The sequence below is a fragment of the Dyadobacter crusticola DSM 16708 genome, assembly GCF_000701505.1.
In the GTDB taxonomy this organism is placed as follows: domain Bacteria; phylum Bacteroidota; class Bacteroidia; order Cytophagales; family Spirosomataceae; genus Dyadobacter; species Dyadobacter crusticola.
On the sequence record NZ_KL370786.1, the window covers coordinates 158,977 to 173,814 of the forward strand.

The window sequence follows — 14,838 nt, forward strand, 5'->3', positions numbered from 1 at the left end:
CCGGCTTAGGTGGGATGCGCGTGTGAAAAATCTGCTAATTACGTTCTGGTGCCTGTTTATGTGTCTGACCTGCCTCGGGCAGAGCGTACCTTATTACTTCAAAAGCTACACAGTTTCGGAGGGGCTTTCGGGCAATGCAACCACCGATATTATCCAGGATAAAAAAGGCTTCATCTGGATCGCCAGCCGCAATGGGCTCAACCGGTTTGATGGCAATTCTTTTAAAATTTTCAGGAGCAAAGAGGGCGATTCTACCAGTCTGGGGAGTAACTCTGTTTTTTCACTATACGAAGATGATGACGAAAAGCTCTGGATCGGGACACACAAGGGAGTTTATGTATATAATCCAATTTTAGACCAATTTGCTGCCTTCAAGTTAATCCCAACCGGCGAAGTACGTGCGGTGCGCGGCGACAGGAAAGGCGGGCTTTGGATTATTTCCGACAATCAGCTCTACCGCTTTGACTCCAAAAGAGGAACAGTAACTGCACTTCCCGACGCTGCCAACACGGTTTCCATTCACGTTTCGGCGAGCGGCAAAGTATGGGCGGCGTTTAGCAACGGAGTCATCCGCCGCTATCATCCGGAGGTAGGTACCGTTTCGAAGTACGACCTCTCGGGCCGGGTCAATGAGATTTTTTCCAATATGAGGCTGCATTCCGTTTCCGATTCCACCTTGCTGGTCGGGAATATGAAACGCATTCTGCTTTTCAATATTCGCACACAACAGATCACCGATATATCGAGAGAAACAGGGCATGAAAGGGACATATACATGCATACCTTTTTTGAAAACGGGAAAGACGAATACTGGCTGGGCTCCGAGTCGGGACTTTTCATTCTCGACCTGAAAAAGAAAAAGATGAAGCAAATCGTCAAAGAGAAGTTCAATCCCTACTCGATCACGGACAATATTATTAATGCGATTTTCAAAGATAGGGAAGGGGGAATTTGGATCAGTACGCAATTTGGCGGCGTCAACTATTACTCTTCGGAGTATAACCGTTTTCAGAAATATTTTCCCCAGCCCGGCAACAGTATCAGCGGCAGCCTCGTCCACGAGATCACCAAAGACCAGTATGGTAAGCTCTGGATCGGCACCGAGGATGCAGGGCTGAATCAGCTGGATCTCCAAACCGGCAAATTCACGGCATTTCTGCCTGACGGAAAAAAGGGGAGCATTGCCTACCACAATCTGCACGGTCTCGTTGCCGACGGTGACAAGCTCTGGATCGGAACCTACGAGCACGGGCTGGATGTGATGGATTTGAAAACCGGCAAGGTGATCAAGCATTATACCACGCGTATGCCCAATACTTTCGGCAGCAATTTCATTGTAACATTATATAAGACGCGCAGCTCGGACATCCTGGTCGGCACCTGGTCGGGGTTATTCAAGTACAACCGAGACACGGACGATTTTACGCCCATTACCTTTGTGAATACGCAGGTACAAAGCATTCACGAAGACAAACATGGAACACTTTGGGTGGCCAGTTATGGGGGCGGGATCTTTTATTTCAACTCAAAGACAGGAAAAAAAGGCAGGATCCAGTACGATGCAAGTAAGAAGGGCGGGCTGCTGGACAACTATATAAACAGCCTTTACCAAAGCAAAGACGGCGATTTATGGTTCTGCACGGAACATGGACTGTCGCGATACAATGCGGTGACGGAGAAATTTAAAAACTACCGCATTGAAGACGGTCTGCCGGATAACCAGGTATTCCGCGTGCTGGAAGATGATCTTGGAAACCACTGGATCTCGACCTCGCGCGGCTTGTCTATGCTGAACTCCAAAACAGGAAAATTCACCAATTACAATGAAGCAAACGGACTGCCCAGCGAGCAGTTTAATTATAATTCATCCTTCAAAAATGACGATGGTACCTTGTTTTTCGGAACAGTAGCGGGGCTGATCAGCTTCAAACCCGGCTCATTCAATAAAAATACCTACGTTCCACCTGTATACGTAACCGGCATTCAGGCCAACAACCAGGAACTGCGGATAGGAGGGAAGGATTCTCCTCTTACCGAATCCCCGGTTTATACCGGATGGATCAGGCTGCCCTACGATCGTTCGAGCCTCAGCTTCGATGTGGCGGCGCTTAGCTATGTGATCCCGCAAATGAATAGCTATAAATATAAAATGGAGGGATTTGATTCAGAATGGTTTACGTTATCAGACAATAAAAAAATCACCTTTTCAAAACTCCCCCCGGGCCATTATGTGTTACGAATTAAGGGGTCGAATAACGATCACGTTTGGAATAGTCGGGAAGCCAGGCTGAATATCGACATTTTACCTCCGTGGTGGGCTACAACCTGGGCGTATTTGCTTTATGCTGTGATTGTGTCCGCTATCGGTATTACCGTTTTCCGGTATTACCACCTGGCAATGGGCGAGAAAAATAAGCGGGAGATCGACGCCATTGAAATCGGGAAAGAACGGGAGATATACAATGCGAAAATCGACTTCTTTACCAACGTTGCCCACGAAATCAGAACGCCGCTGACGCTCATTAAAATGCCGCTGGACAAGCTGCTGGCGGACCAAAGAGCGGATGCGGAAACATTTGAGAACCTGAACATGATTAATAAAAATGCCAATCGTCTCATTGATCTGACCAATCAGCTGCTGGATTTCCGCAAAGCTGAGGCGAATAATTTTAGTTTGAATTTCACAAAAACAGATATCAACGAGCTGCTTAGCGACGTGTTCTCTACTTTCCGGCCCGCCGCCGAGCAGAAGAACCTGAGCTATAAAATCGAGCTCCCCAGAATTGCATTACAAGCATTTGTTGACATTGAAGCCTGTAAAAAAATCATCAGCAACCTGATTAACAATGCGATCAAATACGCTGATCAGTCGGTGAAAATAAAGCTGCTGCCTTTCAGCAGCGACGATCTGCTTTTCCATATTGAATTTACAAATGACGGTCTCATTATTGACGATGAAGATAAGGACAGGATTTTCGAACCATTTTACCGGGTGGCTGCCAGCCAGAAACAGGAGGGTACCGGAATAGGCCTTCCGCTCGCTCGTTCCCTGGCCGAGCTGCACAAAGGAAAGCTGGAACTAAGGCGCCAGGAAAGCCAGCAGAATACATTCCTGCTTTCGCTGCCCATTCACCAGGACTACGAAATGGACCTGAAAGGCGAAAATGAAGAGGTATCAGAGGATTTTCTTTTAACCGACGAGCCAAACCATTCGGCAGACCCGGCCAAGCCCGTGATCCTGCTGGTGGAAGATAACGTCGAGATCCTCCACTATCTGAGCCGCGAACTGAGTGCGTCTTACAATGTAATGCGTGCACTGGATGGTCAGCAGGCTGTTGAAATTTTGCAGCACGAAAACGTGCACCTGGTTATCAGCGACATTATGATGCCGGTTATGGACGGAATTGAGCTTTGCAGAAAGATGAAGCACGACGTGCAGTTCAGCCACATTCCGATTATACTTCTGACTGCCAAAAACTCGATCAATTCCAGGATTGAGGGGCTGGAAGTAGGTGCCGATGCTTACATTGAGAAGCCTTTTTCCCTTGATCACCTCGCTGCCCAGATCACCAATCTGATTAATAACAGGAACATTATCAAAGAATACTTTGCACGCTCGCCTTTGACGCATATCAAAGGAATTGCCTTTTCAAAGGCAGATAAGGACTTTTTGGAACAGCTTAACAGCATTATCACCAGCCGCATTGCCGATAGTAACCTGGATGTAGATCTGCTTTCATCGCTGATGAACATGAGCAGACCTACCTTGTACCGGAAGATCAAGGGGATTTCGGATATGACACCCAACGAGCTGATCAACTTGTCGCGTCTGAAAAAAGCCGCGGAGCTGCTTTCGGAAAACAAATACAAGATCAACGAAGTGGCCGATATGGTGGGATACAGTGTTCCAACCAACTTTTCACGCGATTTTCAGAAGCAATTCGGCGTCAGCCCGTCCAACTACATTTCCAAGTTGCAGAAGGGGATTGCATAGCGGCTTCGTTAGTTGATTATTTCAATTTGCGACGATCTGATCAGCAGCTGCTGCTGACGGAATTGCGCTTCGAGCGCAGCTTTATAAGGTTTCCAGAAACTGGATTCGACTTCCTCAGCCATTACCTCGAAAATAATGATCTCGTCACGTGTTGTTTTACCGTCTTCTTTCCACAACCCTGTGGCAGGTGCCCGCTGGTAAATCGTGACGCCGCCAAACTGTGTGGTGAGCTTAGTTTTGATTTCGGTGAAGAATTTTTCGTCGAACCGGTTTCCGTCAGGATCGTAAGCCGGTATGAAGATCTGGATTAACTGCATGTAAATTGGATTTTGTTCTGCCGCGACTTAGCCCGCTTGCAATAAATGCTGCAATTCTGTGGTCAGAGCCGAGATGCGTCCTGTTTTTTCAATGAATTTATCTACCCCGATTGTTTCCAGTTGTGGTTTCCATTCCTCGGGAATTGAGGTGGAATAAATGATAATGATTGGGCTATCAAACTCTTGCAATCCTTGTAATTGTTGCAGGCACTGGGCGCCGCCGATCCTGGGCAGGCTTATATCCACAAAAACGAAACCGGGCGGCGTTACCGGCCCGCTGTTGAAATGCGCCAATGCAGATTCACAATCCGGAAAAAACAGGCATTCCAAATTTCTGTCCACATCGTCGAGAGCCATTTTGAAAATTTCATGATCGTCGGTATCATCGTCGATCAGCACAAATAGACCTTTGTTTCCCATAGTTGACTTGTACTTTGGTTGCATTCTCAACGAACACTATAAAAATCATGCAAGCCCGGGATCCTTTATCCCAACTTACCCGCCGCTTTTTAACTGCTGCGACAGCCGGTGAGCTTCTTCGATCACGTCAGGCGGGTATTGATTCATTTCAAGAATGCGGATTGCATTGGTTGTAGTCAACTTCCCCGGTTTGATCTTGTAGTCAAAATGAATATCGTTCTGGTCGATCACTTCTGTGAAATGATAGCTATCGAAGTCGTGTGCGAGGTAGTCCGCAAGCTCTCTGTCGTGGGTAGAAACCAGGACCAGGTTGTTGTGCCCCGCCAGGTAAGTGAGCACGGATTTGCCGATCGATATCCGCTCCACAGAGTTAGTGCCCTTGAACAGCTCGTCGAGTAAAAACAGGTTGCATTCGTCAGATAGGCTGTGTTCTAATAAATGTTTCAGGCTAAGAACCTCCTCGAAGTAGTAGCTCTTGTCACTGAGCAGATCATCTGCAATTCTGATGGAAGAATAAACCCGCATGGGCGGCATTGAAAAAGCGCTGGCAAAGCAGGTGTTGATGGTTTGGCCCAGAATAACATTGATACCTAATGTGCGGATGAAGGTAGTTTTGCCGGACATATTAGAGCCTGTCAGCAAAGCTGATTTCCCGTTCAGGTCGATGTCGTTGGAAACGCCGGCAAATATCAACGGATGGTAAACCTCCCTGGCAACGAGGCGTCTGCCGGACGCATTCATTTCCGGCACGCAGAAGTAGGGACAATCCTCCCTCAAAGCAAGCGTGGAAAGTGCCAGGTCGATCTCGGCCACAAAGCAGGTTCACCGGCAACAGGAGCATCAGAAGGATGACCAGCTGCGGGAAAATGAAGAAAAGGGCTACTGTGAACACACTTACGCAGCAGAGCGTTTGTATCAGCCAGAACCATTTTGGTCTTTGCAGGTATTTCTCCTGGAAAAGTCCGGGCAGGTAGTAGGCGTCTTTCTTATTCAGTTTTGCAACTTTGGCTGCAATGCTCGCCCTCAGGTCAGGATTTTTGTGAAAAACAGAGATCAGGCCTTCCAGCTTCTGCTTGCGCGCATCGTTTTTTGGTATTGTCCTCAAAACATAATACAACAGCTGCTGCCCGGGACATGACAAAGTGCGATCTATGAATTTAAATACATCTTCAAGGTCCAGGTCCTGATAAGTCCGGTCTGATATCGTCTGCGAATCTTTGTCTTTTGCTGCTTTGACAAAGTATTTTCCGATCTGGTCAAAGTTAAACGGACTGTTCTTGATCTTTTGCTGAGTCAGGTTCTTGATATCGCTTTTCATCAGTTGCGGGTAAATGGGACAGCTCCAATTTATCGCTAATTCACAGTATAATGCATTCAGCTTGTGGTATATAGCCGAAAGCCACACAGGAACGGGGGATATCCGCGTCTGTGTGGCTTTCGTGTATGTGCAATATGTGTAAATTACTCAGGCTCTGCGCCGCCAACCTTTACTTGTTCAGGCGCTTCGTTGTACCCGCCGGAGCGGTCGTTCATCTGGTCGCCGTTTTTCAGGTTGTCACGCTCTTCCGGGCGCTGGCCCGAGTCGCCTGACTGGGAAGTTGTCCCTTCTTCGTTTGAGCCGCCAGAAGAAAGGTATGAGCTCAGTGAATCCAGTCCTTTTTCCCAGCCGTCTTCGTGTGTCTTAAGGAATTCTTCGCCCTTAAATCCTTCCTGTACTACGTTCAGCTTGCTGCCTTCGCCTTCCGCCGAAAACGTAATGTTTAATGTATACCCGTTTTCAGAACCTTCGTCGTTCAAATTCCAGATCCAGGAGTATACCAGCTTTTCATTAGGTACCACCTCACTGTAAGTCCCGGTGATTTGTAAGCCCGCGTTTCCGACGTTGTACTCAACCGAGCCGCCTTCTTTCAGCTCATTTTTGACGTCCACCAGCTGGTTACCCATTGGTTTCCACCATTGTTTCAGATGTTCAGCCTCAGTCCAGGCTTTGAAAAGCGTTTCTACATCAGTATCAAACTGCCGCTCTATTTCAATTACATGTGTTTTTTGACCCGTTTCCATTTTCCTGAATTTAGTTTGTTGATTATTGAAGCCAGTGTATGCACCGTCTCTTTATAATAATTGTGCCTTGGCTGGCCGATTCAGGTAAATGTCGGGTAATGTAGCTGAATATCAAGAGTAGCGGTTGCGGGCGTCATAGGCGAGGCCAAGTCCCACGCTGGACAGCTTGTTTTCTTCGGACCATTCAGCTGTGGGAAACAGCTTCCGGAACTGCTGCTGAATAAGCGGAATTTCGGTGGAGCCGCCCGTCATGATCACCAGTCCGATCGCCTCGGCTGTGATACCGGCAGCCAGCAGGCATTCCCGCGCCGCTGCCACAATGCGCTCAGCTTTTGTATTGATGGCAATGTTGAAGTTTTCCCTGTCGACCTGAATGCGCAGGTCTTCGTCTATAAAACCCAGGGTTGCAGCGTAGCTCTCTTTGCCGGCGAGTCCGATTTTGATCTTCTCAGTTTCAGCCAGTACTGCGTGGCCGGTTTCCTGTTCGAGTACATTGATCAGCCTGCCGTAGCGTACCGGATCGTGGGTTTCCCGCAGCAATTGTTTGGCTTGAAAAATGGTCTTGTTCGTGTAAAGGAAGTTGACCTTGCTCCATTCCGAAAGATCAAAATAGTGGTAGGAGGGTACTTCGAGGTTTTTAGCGCCATACCGCGACCGGAAACCCAGCTCGGGCATCATTTCAGCCAGGCTCAGGTCTTTGTCAAAATCATTTCCACCCAGCCTTACGCCGGTATTGGCCAGGATATCACTGTCACGATCGTGTTTTCTGGCGTTTTCGCGCGACAGGCGGATTACCGTAAAGTCCGATGTTCCACCGCCCAGATCTACGACCATCGCCAGTTTTTCGCCCGAAACCTTTGCTTCATGCGCGAATGCGGCGGCGATCGGTTCATATTGGAAACCTACCTGCTCAAAACCAATGCTCATTGCCACGGCTTTCAGCTCGTTTTCTGCGCGCTGGTCGGCGGCCGGGTCATTATCGATAAAATGCACGGGCCGGCCCATTACCACGTGGCGCAGCTCGGTGCCGCAGTCGGCTTCCGCCTTTGCTTTCATCTGTTGCAAAAAGGCAGCAATGATCTGATCAAACTTCATCAGCTCTCCATTGACCATCGTTCCCTGCCGCATTGCCGGGGTGCCCAGTACCCTTTTCAAACTTCGCATCAGGCGACCTGGCTGTCGGGAAAGAAAGCGCTCGGTAGCTTGCCGACCAAAGAATGCCGCATTGTCCTTTCTTGCAAAGAACATCGCGCTGGGAATGGTGTTGTGATTGTTTTCAACCGGGATCAGGAAAACGTCGGATTGGGTTGCTATCGCCAGACTTGAATTGGAAGTGCCGAAATCTATGCCGCAAAAAACAGGAGTTGTCATTTTTTCAAAAATTGGGCGCGCAATTTCTGATTATTTAGCGGTTTTTCTATGTCAATACGCATTCTTTTATTTTCCCATCCATTTACGGAAATCATTGGATTTTTCCCTGCTGACGATCACTTCCTTCTCGAAACCGGGCTTCAATGTAAGCGCCAGCCGGTTGTTATAGTAGGGCTGGATCTGCGTTACTGCATTGTGCGTGACGATGATGCCGCGATTAATCCGGAAAAAGTGTGCCGGGTCGAGGAACTGCTCGATCTCGTCCATTCTGTAATCCACCACAAATTTTTGCCCCTGATGATTTTTGAAAAAACTGATACTTTCTTCGGTAAAAAAGAACGCAATCTCTGATACTTCAATGGAGAGCAGCCTGCCGCCTTGTTTCACCAGAAACCGCTTGCGGTACTCGACAGCCGGCTGCTGGATCTGCAATGTTTTTAAAATATTTTCAAGACTGGCCGATAACGCTGAATGCGGCTGAGACTCTGCCGATGCTTCTACCCGGGATTGGTTTTTGTGCATTCCCGTGAGGTCGTAAAACTTGCGGATACTGCGCTGCAAATCCTCCTGCTGCACAGGTTTCAGCAGATAGTCGATGCTGTTGACCTTGAATGCCTGCAAAGCATATTCATCGTAAGATGTAGTGAATATGACGGTACTTTGAATGGATACGCGGTTGAAGATCTCGAAGCTTTGTCCGTCCGCCAGCTCTATGTCCATAAAGATCAGGTCAGGCTCACTTTCCCCATTTTCCCGGTTTGTCTTCACCCATTCTACGGTCGCTGCAATGCTCGGTGTGACTGCCTTAATGATCATTTCGGGCGCAGTTTCTTCCAGTAATTTGGTCAGTTTGCGTACAGCTAGCTTCTCGTCTTCAACAATTAATACGTTCATTGGTTATCAGGTTTTTCGGCAAGTAATGGCAGGAATACTTTGAAATGTGCAGCGGCTGCATCTATTACCGGCTGTTTTTCAGAAAGGAGGTTGTATTTGGCAAAAATATTGGCGAGCCCCAGCTTTGTCGATTTTACCGGTGTGGATTTTGTGACAACATTGTTACACACTTGCAGCCAATCGTTGCCCATCGACGTAATTTCTATAAGCAGGGGAGTTTGTTCCAAAATTGCATTGTGCTTCACAGCATTCTCTACGAGCAACTGTAAAGTAAGCGGCGGAATGAACTTGTCGAGATCAGCCTGATCCACCCGGATCAGCAGGTCCAGCCCCTGGTCGTACCGCGTTTTTAATAAATGGAAATACGAACGGATGAATTTGAGCTCTGTTGCGAGTGTCGTCAGCTCGCTTTGGTTGTTTTGCAGAAGATACCTGTAAACCTGCGCCATTTCGTCCACAAACTGTTCCGCCCGCTTTGGCTCGTCGGTAATCAATGCGGAAAGGGTATTCAGACTGTTGAACAAAAAGTGCGGATTTACCTGGCTTTTCAGACTTTGCAGCTGTCCCTGCATGCCCGCCTTTTTGATCTGCTCCTTATTTACCTTAATTTCTTTCCATCTTTTGAGCGAATAGTTACCTTCATAAAGCAGGGTAAGCACAATGACCGATATAAATTCAAACAAATACACATTGACCATTTTTTCTGCATCCAGCTCCGCGTCGACGGGGCGGTACCGAATGATGAAAATGGCGTAAACAGTTACATATACCCCTGTAAGTATCCAGAAAGCAACTGCGGTCAGAAATCCGCGTTTGAGAGACGATTGCAGGGCCGGGTACTTTCTGGCAAGATACTGCGCCGCCCAGTCGTGCGGGATAAATGCCAGCGTGGTCATCACGAAAATCATGCAGGTGCCCAGTATAAAATTGGAAAGGCTTGCAAAATATGGCTCTCCAATAAGCAGGTAGCTGATCGTGGGTACAAACCAGGGGACCAGCAGTGCAAACATCCACCTGCCAAAAAGGCTCAGCCAGATCAGCCGACCGATATTGTTGAATTGCAGCGATGCGATCATGTGTAAATCAATGGCAAAATGACTGTGAAGCGCGCAGGTTCTTCCTTCACCTGGATTGTGCCTGCCTGGTTGAATAGCAATTTGTATCGTGAGATCAGCCTGGAAAGACCTGCCTCCGTGAATGACATGCTCACTACCCGCTTTTGCAGGTTGTTCGTTACTTCCAGTTGCCCCGTTGGGGTTGTTTTAATGCAGATCTGCAATGGCGCGTCAGGAGAAATGATGTTGTGGCGCACTGCATTGTCGACCAGTACCTGCAAGCTCAATGGCGCAATTTGTCCGCTCAGGTATATATCCGCCACTTCCACTACAAACCTGATCCCGCTCTCGTAGCGTGTTTCAAGCAGATAAATGTAAGACCGGATAAATCGCAGCTCAGCATCCAGAGATACGAGATCATCTTCCTTGTCAGGCCCGTACACGCTGAGCAGGTACCTGTATACCTTTGACATTTCATCGACAAATTTCTCAGCTGTGGAGGGCGCTTCCGAGATCAGTACCGACAATGAATTGAGGCAATTGAAGAGAAAATGCGGGTTTACCTGTTGTTTTACAGTATCCAGTTCCGCCTGTAACTGTCTTTGCTCCATCTCGTTCAGCTCCTGTAAGTCATTTTTCCACTGACTGAATGCAAAAATAAGCTCGGTCAGCCCTGCCGCCGTCAGCGAGCCACTCCCGATTGCGAACACAGCCCAAAGCGTGTGGGTCAGGTTGAACCGGTAACCAAACAAATGCGTCTGGCTGTATATCATCATGGCTAATAGAAATGCGGTAGCACTTACTGCTGCAAACAGCACAAACCAGGAGAGTACCCTGCGTACAGACTGGCCGGGTTCGGGATATATTTTGGCAATGGCCGGTGAAAATTTCCTGTTGATCAACAATGCAGCCAGGAAAAAGAGCAGGTTCAGCAGGCTGCCGCCCAGCAGGATTTTCAGGTCGGCAAAGTAATCCGGGCCCCAGATCAGATTTCCTGCAAGCGGTACTGCTGCGGCAAGTATCAGCACCATCAAAGTCAGGCTGACACGGTTTCGCCGGATCGAGTCTGCGTAATGAATGGAAGAGAGGATACTGCCGGTGGTCATGGGGTTCTGGATGTAATTACAAAACTAAACTGCATTTAGCTCAGAGTGAACACCACTCCTTCAAACAGTCGATATTCATCATTCAATTGTCAGATTTACACTTTCAAATGCAACTGCTCCCGGTAAGGTCGGTGTATCTGCTCACCGCAGGCATAAAATTTGTAAACCGCGGCACCGGAATCCTTTTGTCTTAACAATCTTATCCTAAATATCAACCATTATGGCAGTAATTGGCTATCACGCTTCACATGAGCAGTTTTCACCTGCTGAATTATTGAACCTGGTGCAATTGGCAGAGGCGAGCGGGTTTAAGTCGGCGATGTGTTCCGATCACCTCAATCCGTGGAGCCACGATCAGGGACATTCAGGACATCTTTGGTCATGGCTTGGCGGCGCTTTGCAGGCGACGGGCGAGATCCCTTTCGGTTCGCTTGTGATACCAGGCGGCGCAAGGTTCCATCCTGTGATGGTTGCTCAGGCTGTGGCGACGCTTGCAGATATGTTTCCGAACAGGTACCAATGGATCGCGCTGGGTAGTGGCGAAGCCTTGAATGAGGCGGTGCTGTCCCCTGACTGGCCTTCAAAAGAAGAGCGGAACGCACGTTTGCAGGAAGCTGCGACGATGATCCGTGCGCTTTGGCGAGGCGAAACTGTGACCAGCAGGGAGGGGTACCATTACGCCGACCAGGCGAAAATCTGGTCGCTGCCGGAACAAACTCCCCGGATCTTCGGAGCTGCGCTTACACCTAAGACCGCGCGCTGGATGGGCGAATGGGCAGACGGGCTTGTGACCGTTAATCACTCGAAAGAGCAGTTGCGGGAAGTGGTGGCTGCATTCAACGAAGGCGGCGGGGCCGACAAGCCCAAGTATGCTCAGGTGCATGTAAGCTGGGCGCGCACTATGGAAGAAGCGACCCAAAATGCATTCGAACAGTGGCGGACCAACACGGTTTCCCCCGAGAAGTGCGCAAATTTTAGGACGGTCGACGATTTTGAGAATGCGACGAGGGATATGCGACCGGAAGACATGGAGCAGCACCTTTTCATTTCTACTGATCCCGAAGCGCACATTGCCCATTTGCAGAGCTTGGAGGAAATCGGGTTTGAGCAGATCATGGTCCATAATGTCGGCCGGAACCAGGCTGAATTCATTGAGGTATTCGGCAAATACGTTTTGCCCGGGCTGGCAGTAGCAAGCTTGTAAGTTGGAGGCCGCGAAAGCGGCCTTTTTTAATGAAATTGCTTACCGTTTAATAACTAGTATGTCGCGAACTTAATTGATTATTAGGCAGATATATAAAAATTCCGGGGAGATAGATTATTTTAGTGGGATGGCTGACAGATTTTTTCTAATACAAGGCCAAAAGCTGTGTTACAACGGAATTAATTCTGAATTTTGTGCCCTGAAAATTACATCTATTAGCCAGGTGCCTATGAGCATACTTTACATTGATCATGAAGTCAATAATCTGAATTCCTTCAAAGCTACATTCAGGCGCGACGCTGAAATTTACCTGGCCGAAACTACCGAGCAAGGATTGGAAATATTGGACGAGAAGAAAATCGACGTGATTTTCGCCGACCATCAGATGCCGGAAATGACCGGGCTCGAATTTCTGAGAATGGCGTCAGACAAGTACCCCGAGGCTGTGCGTGTATTGTTAACAGGGAATGCCTACACGGATGAGTTCAAAGCCGCAGCAGGCAAGGGTTATTTCCACACCTACATTAATAAACCCTGGGATGAACAGCAGCTCCGCGACCTGATCGTCTCGCCAGCTTCCTGATACAGGTTATTTCCCTCCGTACCTCCCGCGATCCCGCGTGAGGCGCAACTGCATTGAAATACTTCCAGCTGCAAAAAATTGCCAGAGCAATATTTGTTGGAAAAATATATTGAGTACATTGTGAAGCCATTCTCAGGCGAAATTATCCTTCATCTTTTTTCCGAAAGGCCAAACATTATCAAATGAAAAGAAGAGATTTCATGCAAATGTCAGGTATGGGATTGGGCGCTATGATGCTGTCCCAGGTACCTGTCATCGGCAACCCCGTTTCGGAAGCGCACTTGCTCGATCCGTGGATGGACGCGGCCTCCAAAAAGAAGCTGACAGAAGTAGCATTGAATGCAGCGAAAAGTAAGGGGGCTACCTATACAGATGTCCGTATCGGCCGCTACCTGCAGCAATACGTTTTTACACGAGAAAAGCAGGTACAGAATATCGTCAATGCTGAATCTTACGGGATCGGGATCCGCGTGATTGCGAACGGAACCTGGGGTTTCTCAGCAACAAGCGATGTTACTGCCGACGGTATCGCCAAATGCGCCGCTACTGCCGTCGCCATTGCAAAGGCCAATTCCAAGTTTCAGAAAGAGCCTGTGGAGCTTGCCCCTCAGAAAGGGGTAGGGGACAAAACCTGGAAAACGCCAATTGTCAAGAATGCATTCGAGATTCCCGTCCGCGAGAAGATCGATTTGCTGATGAATGTAAATGGCAAAGCGCTTGAAAACGGCGCCAGCTTTGTTACTTCCAACCTCTTTTTTGTAAATGAACAGAAGTATTTCGCTTCATCCGACGGCTCCTTTATTGATCAGGATATCCACCGCGTGTGGCCTACTTTCACAGTAACCGTCACCGATAAAGCGGCAGGTAAGTTCAAAACCCGGGATGCGATCAGCTCGCCAATGGGAATGGGATACGAGTACCTCGACGGAATTGCATCCGAGAAAATCGCCGGCCCGAATGGGATGGTAGGCTACCGCAATTCCTACGATATGGTCGAAGACGCAATTGTAGCAGCTAAACAGGCAAAGGAAAAAATTACCGCCAAAACAGTTCAGCCCGGAAAATACGACCTCGTACTCGATCCGAATCACCTGGGCCTGACAATACACGAATCTGTAGGGCACCCGACCGAACTCGACCGGGTACTCGGTTACGAAGCCAATTATGCAGGAACGAGCTTCGCTACGCTGGACAAATGGCAGTCGAAGAACTTTGCTTACGGAAGCAAACTGGTCAATATCGTGGCAGACAAAACACAGCCGCATACATTGGGCGCAGTGGGCTACGACGACGAAGGTGTGCCTTGCAAGGAATGGGATATTATCAAAGATGGTATCCTGGTAAACTATCAGGCGATCCGTGATCAGGTGAAAATTATCGGTGAAAAAGAATCTCACGGCTGCTGCTATGCGGATAACTGGTCTTCGGTACAGTTTCAGCGAATGCCGAATATTTCCCTCAAACCGGGCACAGAAAAGCGCAGTGTACTTGATATGATCAAGGGTGTTGAGAAAGGCATTTACATTATCGGCCGCGGTTCTTATTCCATTGATCAGCAGCGTTATAACTTCCAATTTGGCGGTCAGGTGTTTTATGAGATCAAAAACGGGGAAATCACCGGAATGCTCGACGACGTGGCTTATCAGTCCAATACTCAGGAGTTCTGGAATTCCTGCTCACAACTCTGTGACAAAGACGACTACCGCACATTCGGCTCCTTTTTCGACGGAAAAGGCCAACCCGGCCAGGTAAGCGCCGTCTCCCACGGCAGCTCAACAACACGCTTTGACGGGGTGAATGTGATTAATACGGGAAGGAAGATATAAGGGAAGG

At 48.4% G+C, this 14,838-nt stretch carries 14 protein-coding genes; 5 read left to right on the forward strand and 9 right to left on the reverse strand.

What is annotated here, in order from left to right; translation table 11 throughout:
• Positions 1-22: 22 nt before the first annotated feature.
• On the forward strand, positions 23-3,994 hold the full coding sequence (locus tag Q369_RS0122665) for a hybrid sensor histidine kinase/response regulator transcription factor (protein ID WP_031530012.1): 3,972 nt from the start codon (positions 23-25) through the stop codon (positions 3,992-3,994).
• A gap of 8 nt (positions 3,995-4,002) precedes the next feature.
• Here Q369_RS0122665 and Q369_RS0122670 read toward each other — a convergent pair whose 3' ends face one another.
• From Q369_RS0122670 to Q369_RS29150, 4 genes are all read right to left on the reverse strand, one after another.
• A complete protein-coding gene (locus tag Q369_RS0122670) occupies positions 4,003-4,311 on the reverse strand; it encodes a hypothetical protein (RefSeq protein ID WP_031530013.1) in 309 nt (102 codons plus the stop codon).
• A 27-nt stretch (positions 4,312-4,338) separates the two neighbouring features.
• Positions 4,339-4,731, reverse strand: a complete 393-nt coding sequence (locus tag Q369_RS0122675) for a response regulator (protein ID WP_031530014.1) — start codon at positions 4,729-4,731, stop codon at positions 4,339-4,341.
• A 75-nt stretch (positions 4,732-4,806) separates the two neighbouring features.
• A complete protein-coding gene (locus Q369_RS0122680; RefSeq protein ID WP_051664238.1) occupies positions 4,807-5,355 on the reverse strand; it encodes a MutS-related protein in 549 nt (182 codons plus the stop codon).
• A 1-nt stretch (position 5,356) separates the two neighbouring features.
• Entirely contained in the window at positions 5,357-6,049 is a 693-nt protein-coding gene (locus Q369_RS29150; protein ID WP_051664239.1) for a hypothetical protein, read from the reverse strand.
• Between the two features lie 13 nt (positions 6,050-6,062).
• Between Q369_RS29150 and Q369_RS29730 the strand changes: the two genes are divergently transcribed.
• Positions 6,063-6,191: a hypothetical protein gene (locus tag Q369_RS29730; RefSeq protein ID WP_262485498.1), complete on the forward strand. Its 129-nt coding sequence runs from the start codon at positions 6,063-6,065 to the stop codon at positions 6,189-6,191.
• A gap of 1 nt (position 6,192) precedes the next feature.
• On the opposite strand, the gene Q369_RS28555 is transcribed toward Q369_RS29730, so the two are convergent.
• The 5 genes from Q369_RS28555 to Q369_RS0122710 all read right to left on the reverse strand — a co-directional run bounded on the left by Q369_RS28555 (position 6,193) and on the right by Q369_RS0122710 (position 11,218).
• A complete protein-coding gene (locus tag Q369_RS28555; RefSeq protein WP_051664240.1) occupies positions 6,193-6,792 on the reverse strand; it encodes an SRPBCC family protein in 600 nt (199 codons plus the stop codon).
• Between the two features lie 111 nt (positions 6,793-6,903).
• The gene (locus Q369_RS0122695) at positions 6,904-8,163 is read right to left on the reverse strand and encodes an Hsp70 family protein (RefSeq protein WP_031530018.1); all 1,260 of its coding nucleotides are present in this window, start codon (positions 8,161-8,163) and stop codon (positions 6,904-6,906) included.
• Positions 8,164-8,229: 66 nt separating this feature from the next.
• A complete protein-coding gene (locus Q369_RS0122700) occupies positions 8,230-9,057 on the reverse strand; it encodes a LytR/AlgR family response regulator transcription factor (protein WP_031530019.1) in 828 nt (275 codons plus the stop codon).
• A complete protein-coding gene (locus Q369_RS0122705) occupies positions 9,054-10,133 on the reverse strand; it encodes a sensor histidine kinase (protein ID WP_031530020.1) in 1,080 nt (359 codons plus the stop codon). The genes Q369_RS0122700 and Q369_RS0122705 overlap by 4 nt, the downstream gene beginning before the upstream one ends.
• The gene (locus Q369_RS0122710) at positions 10,130-11,218 is read right to left on the reverse strand and encodes a sensor histidine kinase (protein WP_031530021.1); all 1,089 of its coding nucleotides are present in this window, start codon (positions 11,216-11,218) and stop codon (positions 10,130-10,132) included. The genes Q369_RS0122705 and Q369_RS0122710 overlap by 4 nt, the downstream gene beginning before the upstream one ends.
• Positions 11,219-11,438: 220 nt before the next feature.
• Between Q369_RS0122710 and Q369_RS0122715 the strand changes: the two genes are divergently transcribed.
• The 3 genes from Q369_RS0122715 (at position 11,439) to Q369_RS0122730 (ending at position 14,831) form a co-directional block, all read left to right on the forward strand.
• Positions 11,439-12,422 carry a TIGR03885 family FMN-dependent LLM class oxidoreductase gene (locus Q369_RS0122715; protein ID WP_031530022.1) on the forward strand — a complete coding sequence of 328 codons (984 nt, stop codon included), beginning with the start codon at positions 11,439-11,441 and terminating at the stop codon, positions 12,420-12,422.
• A 229-nt stretch (positions 12,423-12,651) separates the two neighbouring features.
• Entirely contained in the window at positions 12,652-13,005 is a 354-nt protein-coding gene (locus Q369_RS0122720) for a response regulator (protein ID WP_031530023.1), read from the forward strand.
• A 182-nt stretch (positions 13,006-13,187) separates the two neighbouring features.
• Entirely contained in the window at positions 13,188-14,831 is a 1,644-nt protein-coding gene (locus Q369_RS0122730) for a TldD/PmbA family protein (RefSeq protein WP_031530024.1), read from the forward strand.
• Positions 14,832-14,838 lie beyond the last annotated feature (7 nt).

What these genes read in the sequence shown, in the direction of transcription:
- Q369_RS0122670 (WP_031530013.1), bottom strand. Translation starts at nt 4,311, where the DNA reads ATGCAGTTAATCCAGATCTTCATACCGGCTTACGATCCTGACGGAAAC.
- Q369_RS0122675 (WP_031530014.1), bottom strand. Translation starts at nt 4,731, where the DNA reads ATGGGAAACAAAGGTCTATTTGTGCTGATCGACGATGATACCGACGAT.
- Q369_RS0122680 (WP_051664238.1), bottom strand. Translation starts at nt 5,355, where the DNA reads ATGTCCGGCAAAACTACCTTCATCCGCACATTAGGTATCAATGTTATT.
- Q369_RS29150 (WP_051664239.1), bottom strand. Translation starts at nt 6,049, where the DNA reads ATGAAAAGCGATATCAAGAACCTGACTCAGCAAAAGATCAAGAACAGT.
- Q369_RS29730 (WP_262485498.1), top strand. Translation starts at nt 6,063, where the DNA reads ATGGGACAGCTCCAATTTATCGCTAATTCACAGTATAATGCATTCAGC.
- Q369_RS28555 (WP_051664240.1), bottom strand. Translation starts at nt 6,792, where the DNA reads ATGGAAACGGGTCAAAAAACACATGTAATTGAAATAGAGCGGCAGTTT.
- Q369_RS0122695 (WP_031530018.1), bottom strand. Translation starts at nt 8,163, where the DNA reads ATGACAACTCCTGTTTTTTGCGGCATAGATTTCGGCACTTCCAATTCA.
- Q369_RS0122700 (WP_031530019.1), bottom strand. Translation starts at nt 9,057, where the DNA reads ATGAACGTATTAATTGTTGAAGACGAGAAGCTAGCTGTACGCAAACTG.
- Q369_RS0122705 (WP_031530020.1), bottom strand. Translation starts at nt 10,133, where the DNA reads ATGATCGCATCGCTGCAATTCAACAATATCGGTCGGCTGATCTGGCTG.
- Q369_RS0122710 (WP_031530021.1), bottom strand. Translation starts at nt 11,218, where the DNA reads ATGACCACCGGCAGTATCCTCTCTTCCATTCATTACGCAGACTCGATC.
- Q369_RS0122715 (WP_031530022.1), top strand. Translation starts at nt 11,439, where the DNA reads ATGGCAGTAATTGGCTATCACGCTTCACATGAGCAGTTTTCACCTGCT.
- Q369_RS0122720 (WP_031530023.1), top strand. Translation starts at nt 12,652, where the DNA reads ATGAGCATACTTTACATTGATCATGAAGTCAATAATCTGAATTCCTTC.
- Q369_RS0122730 (WP_031530024.1), top strand. Translation starts at nt 13,188, where the DNA reads ATGAAAAGAAGAGATTTCATGCAAATGTCAGGTATGGGATTGGGCGCT.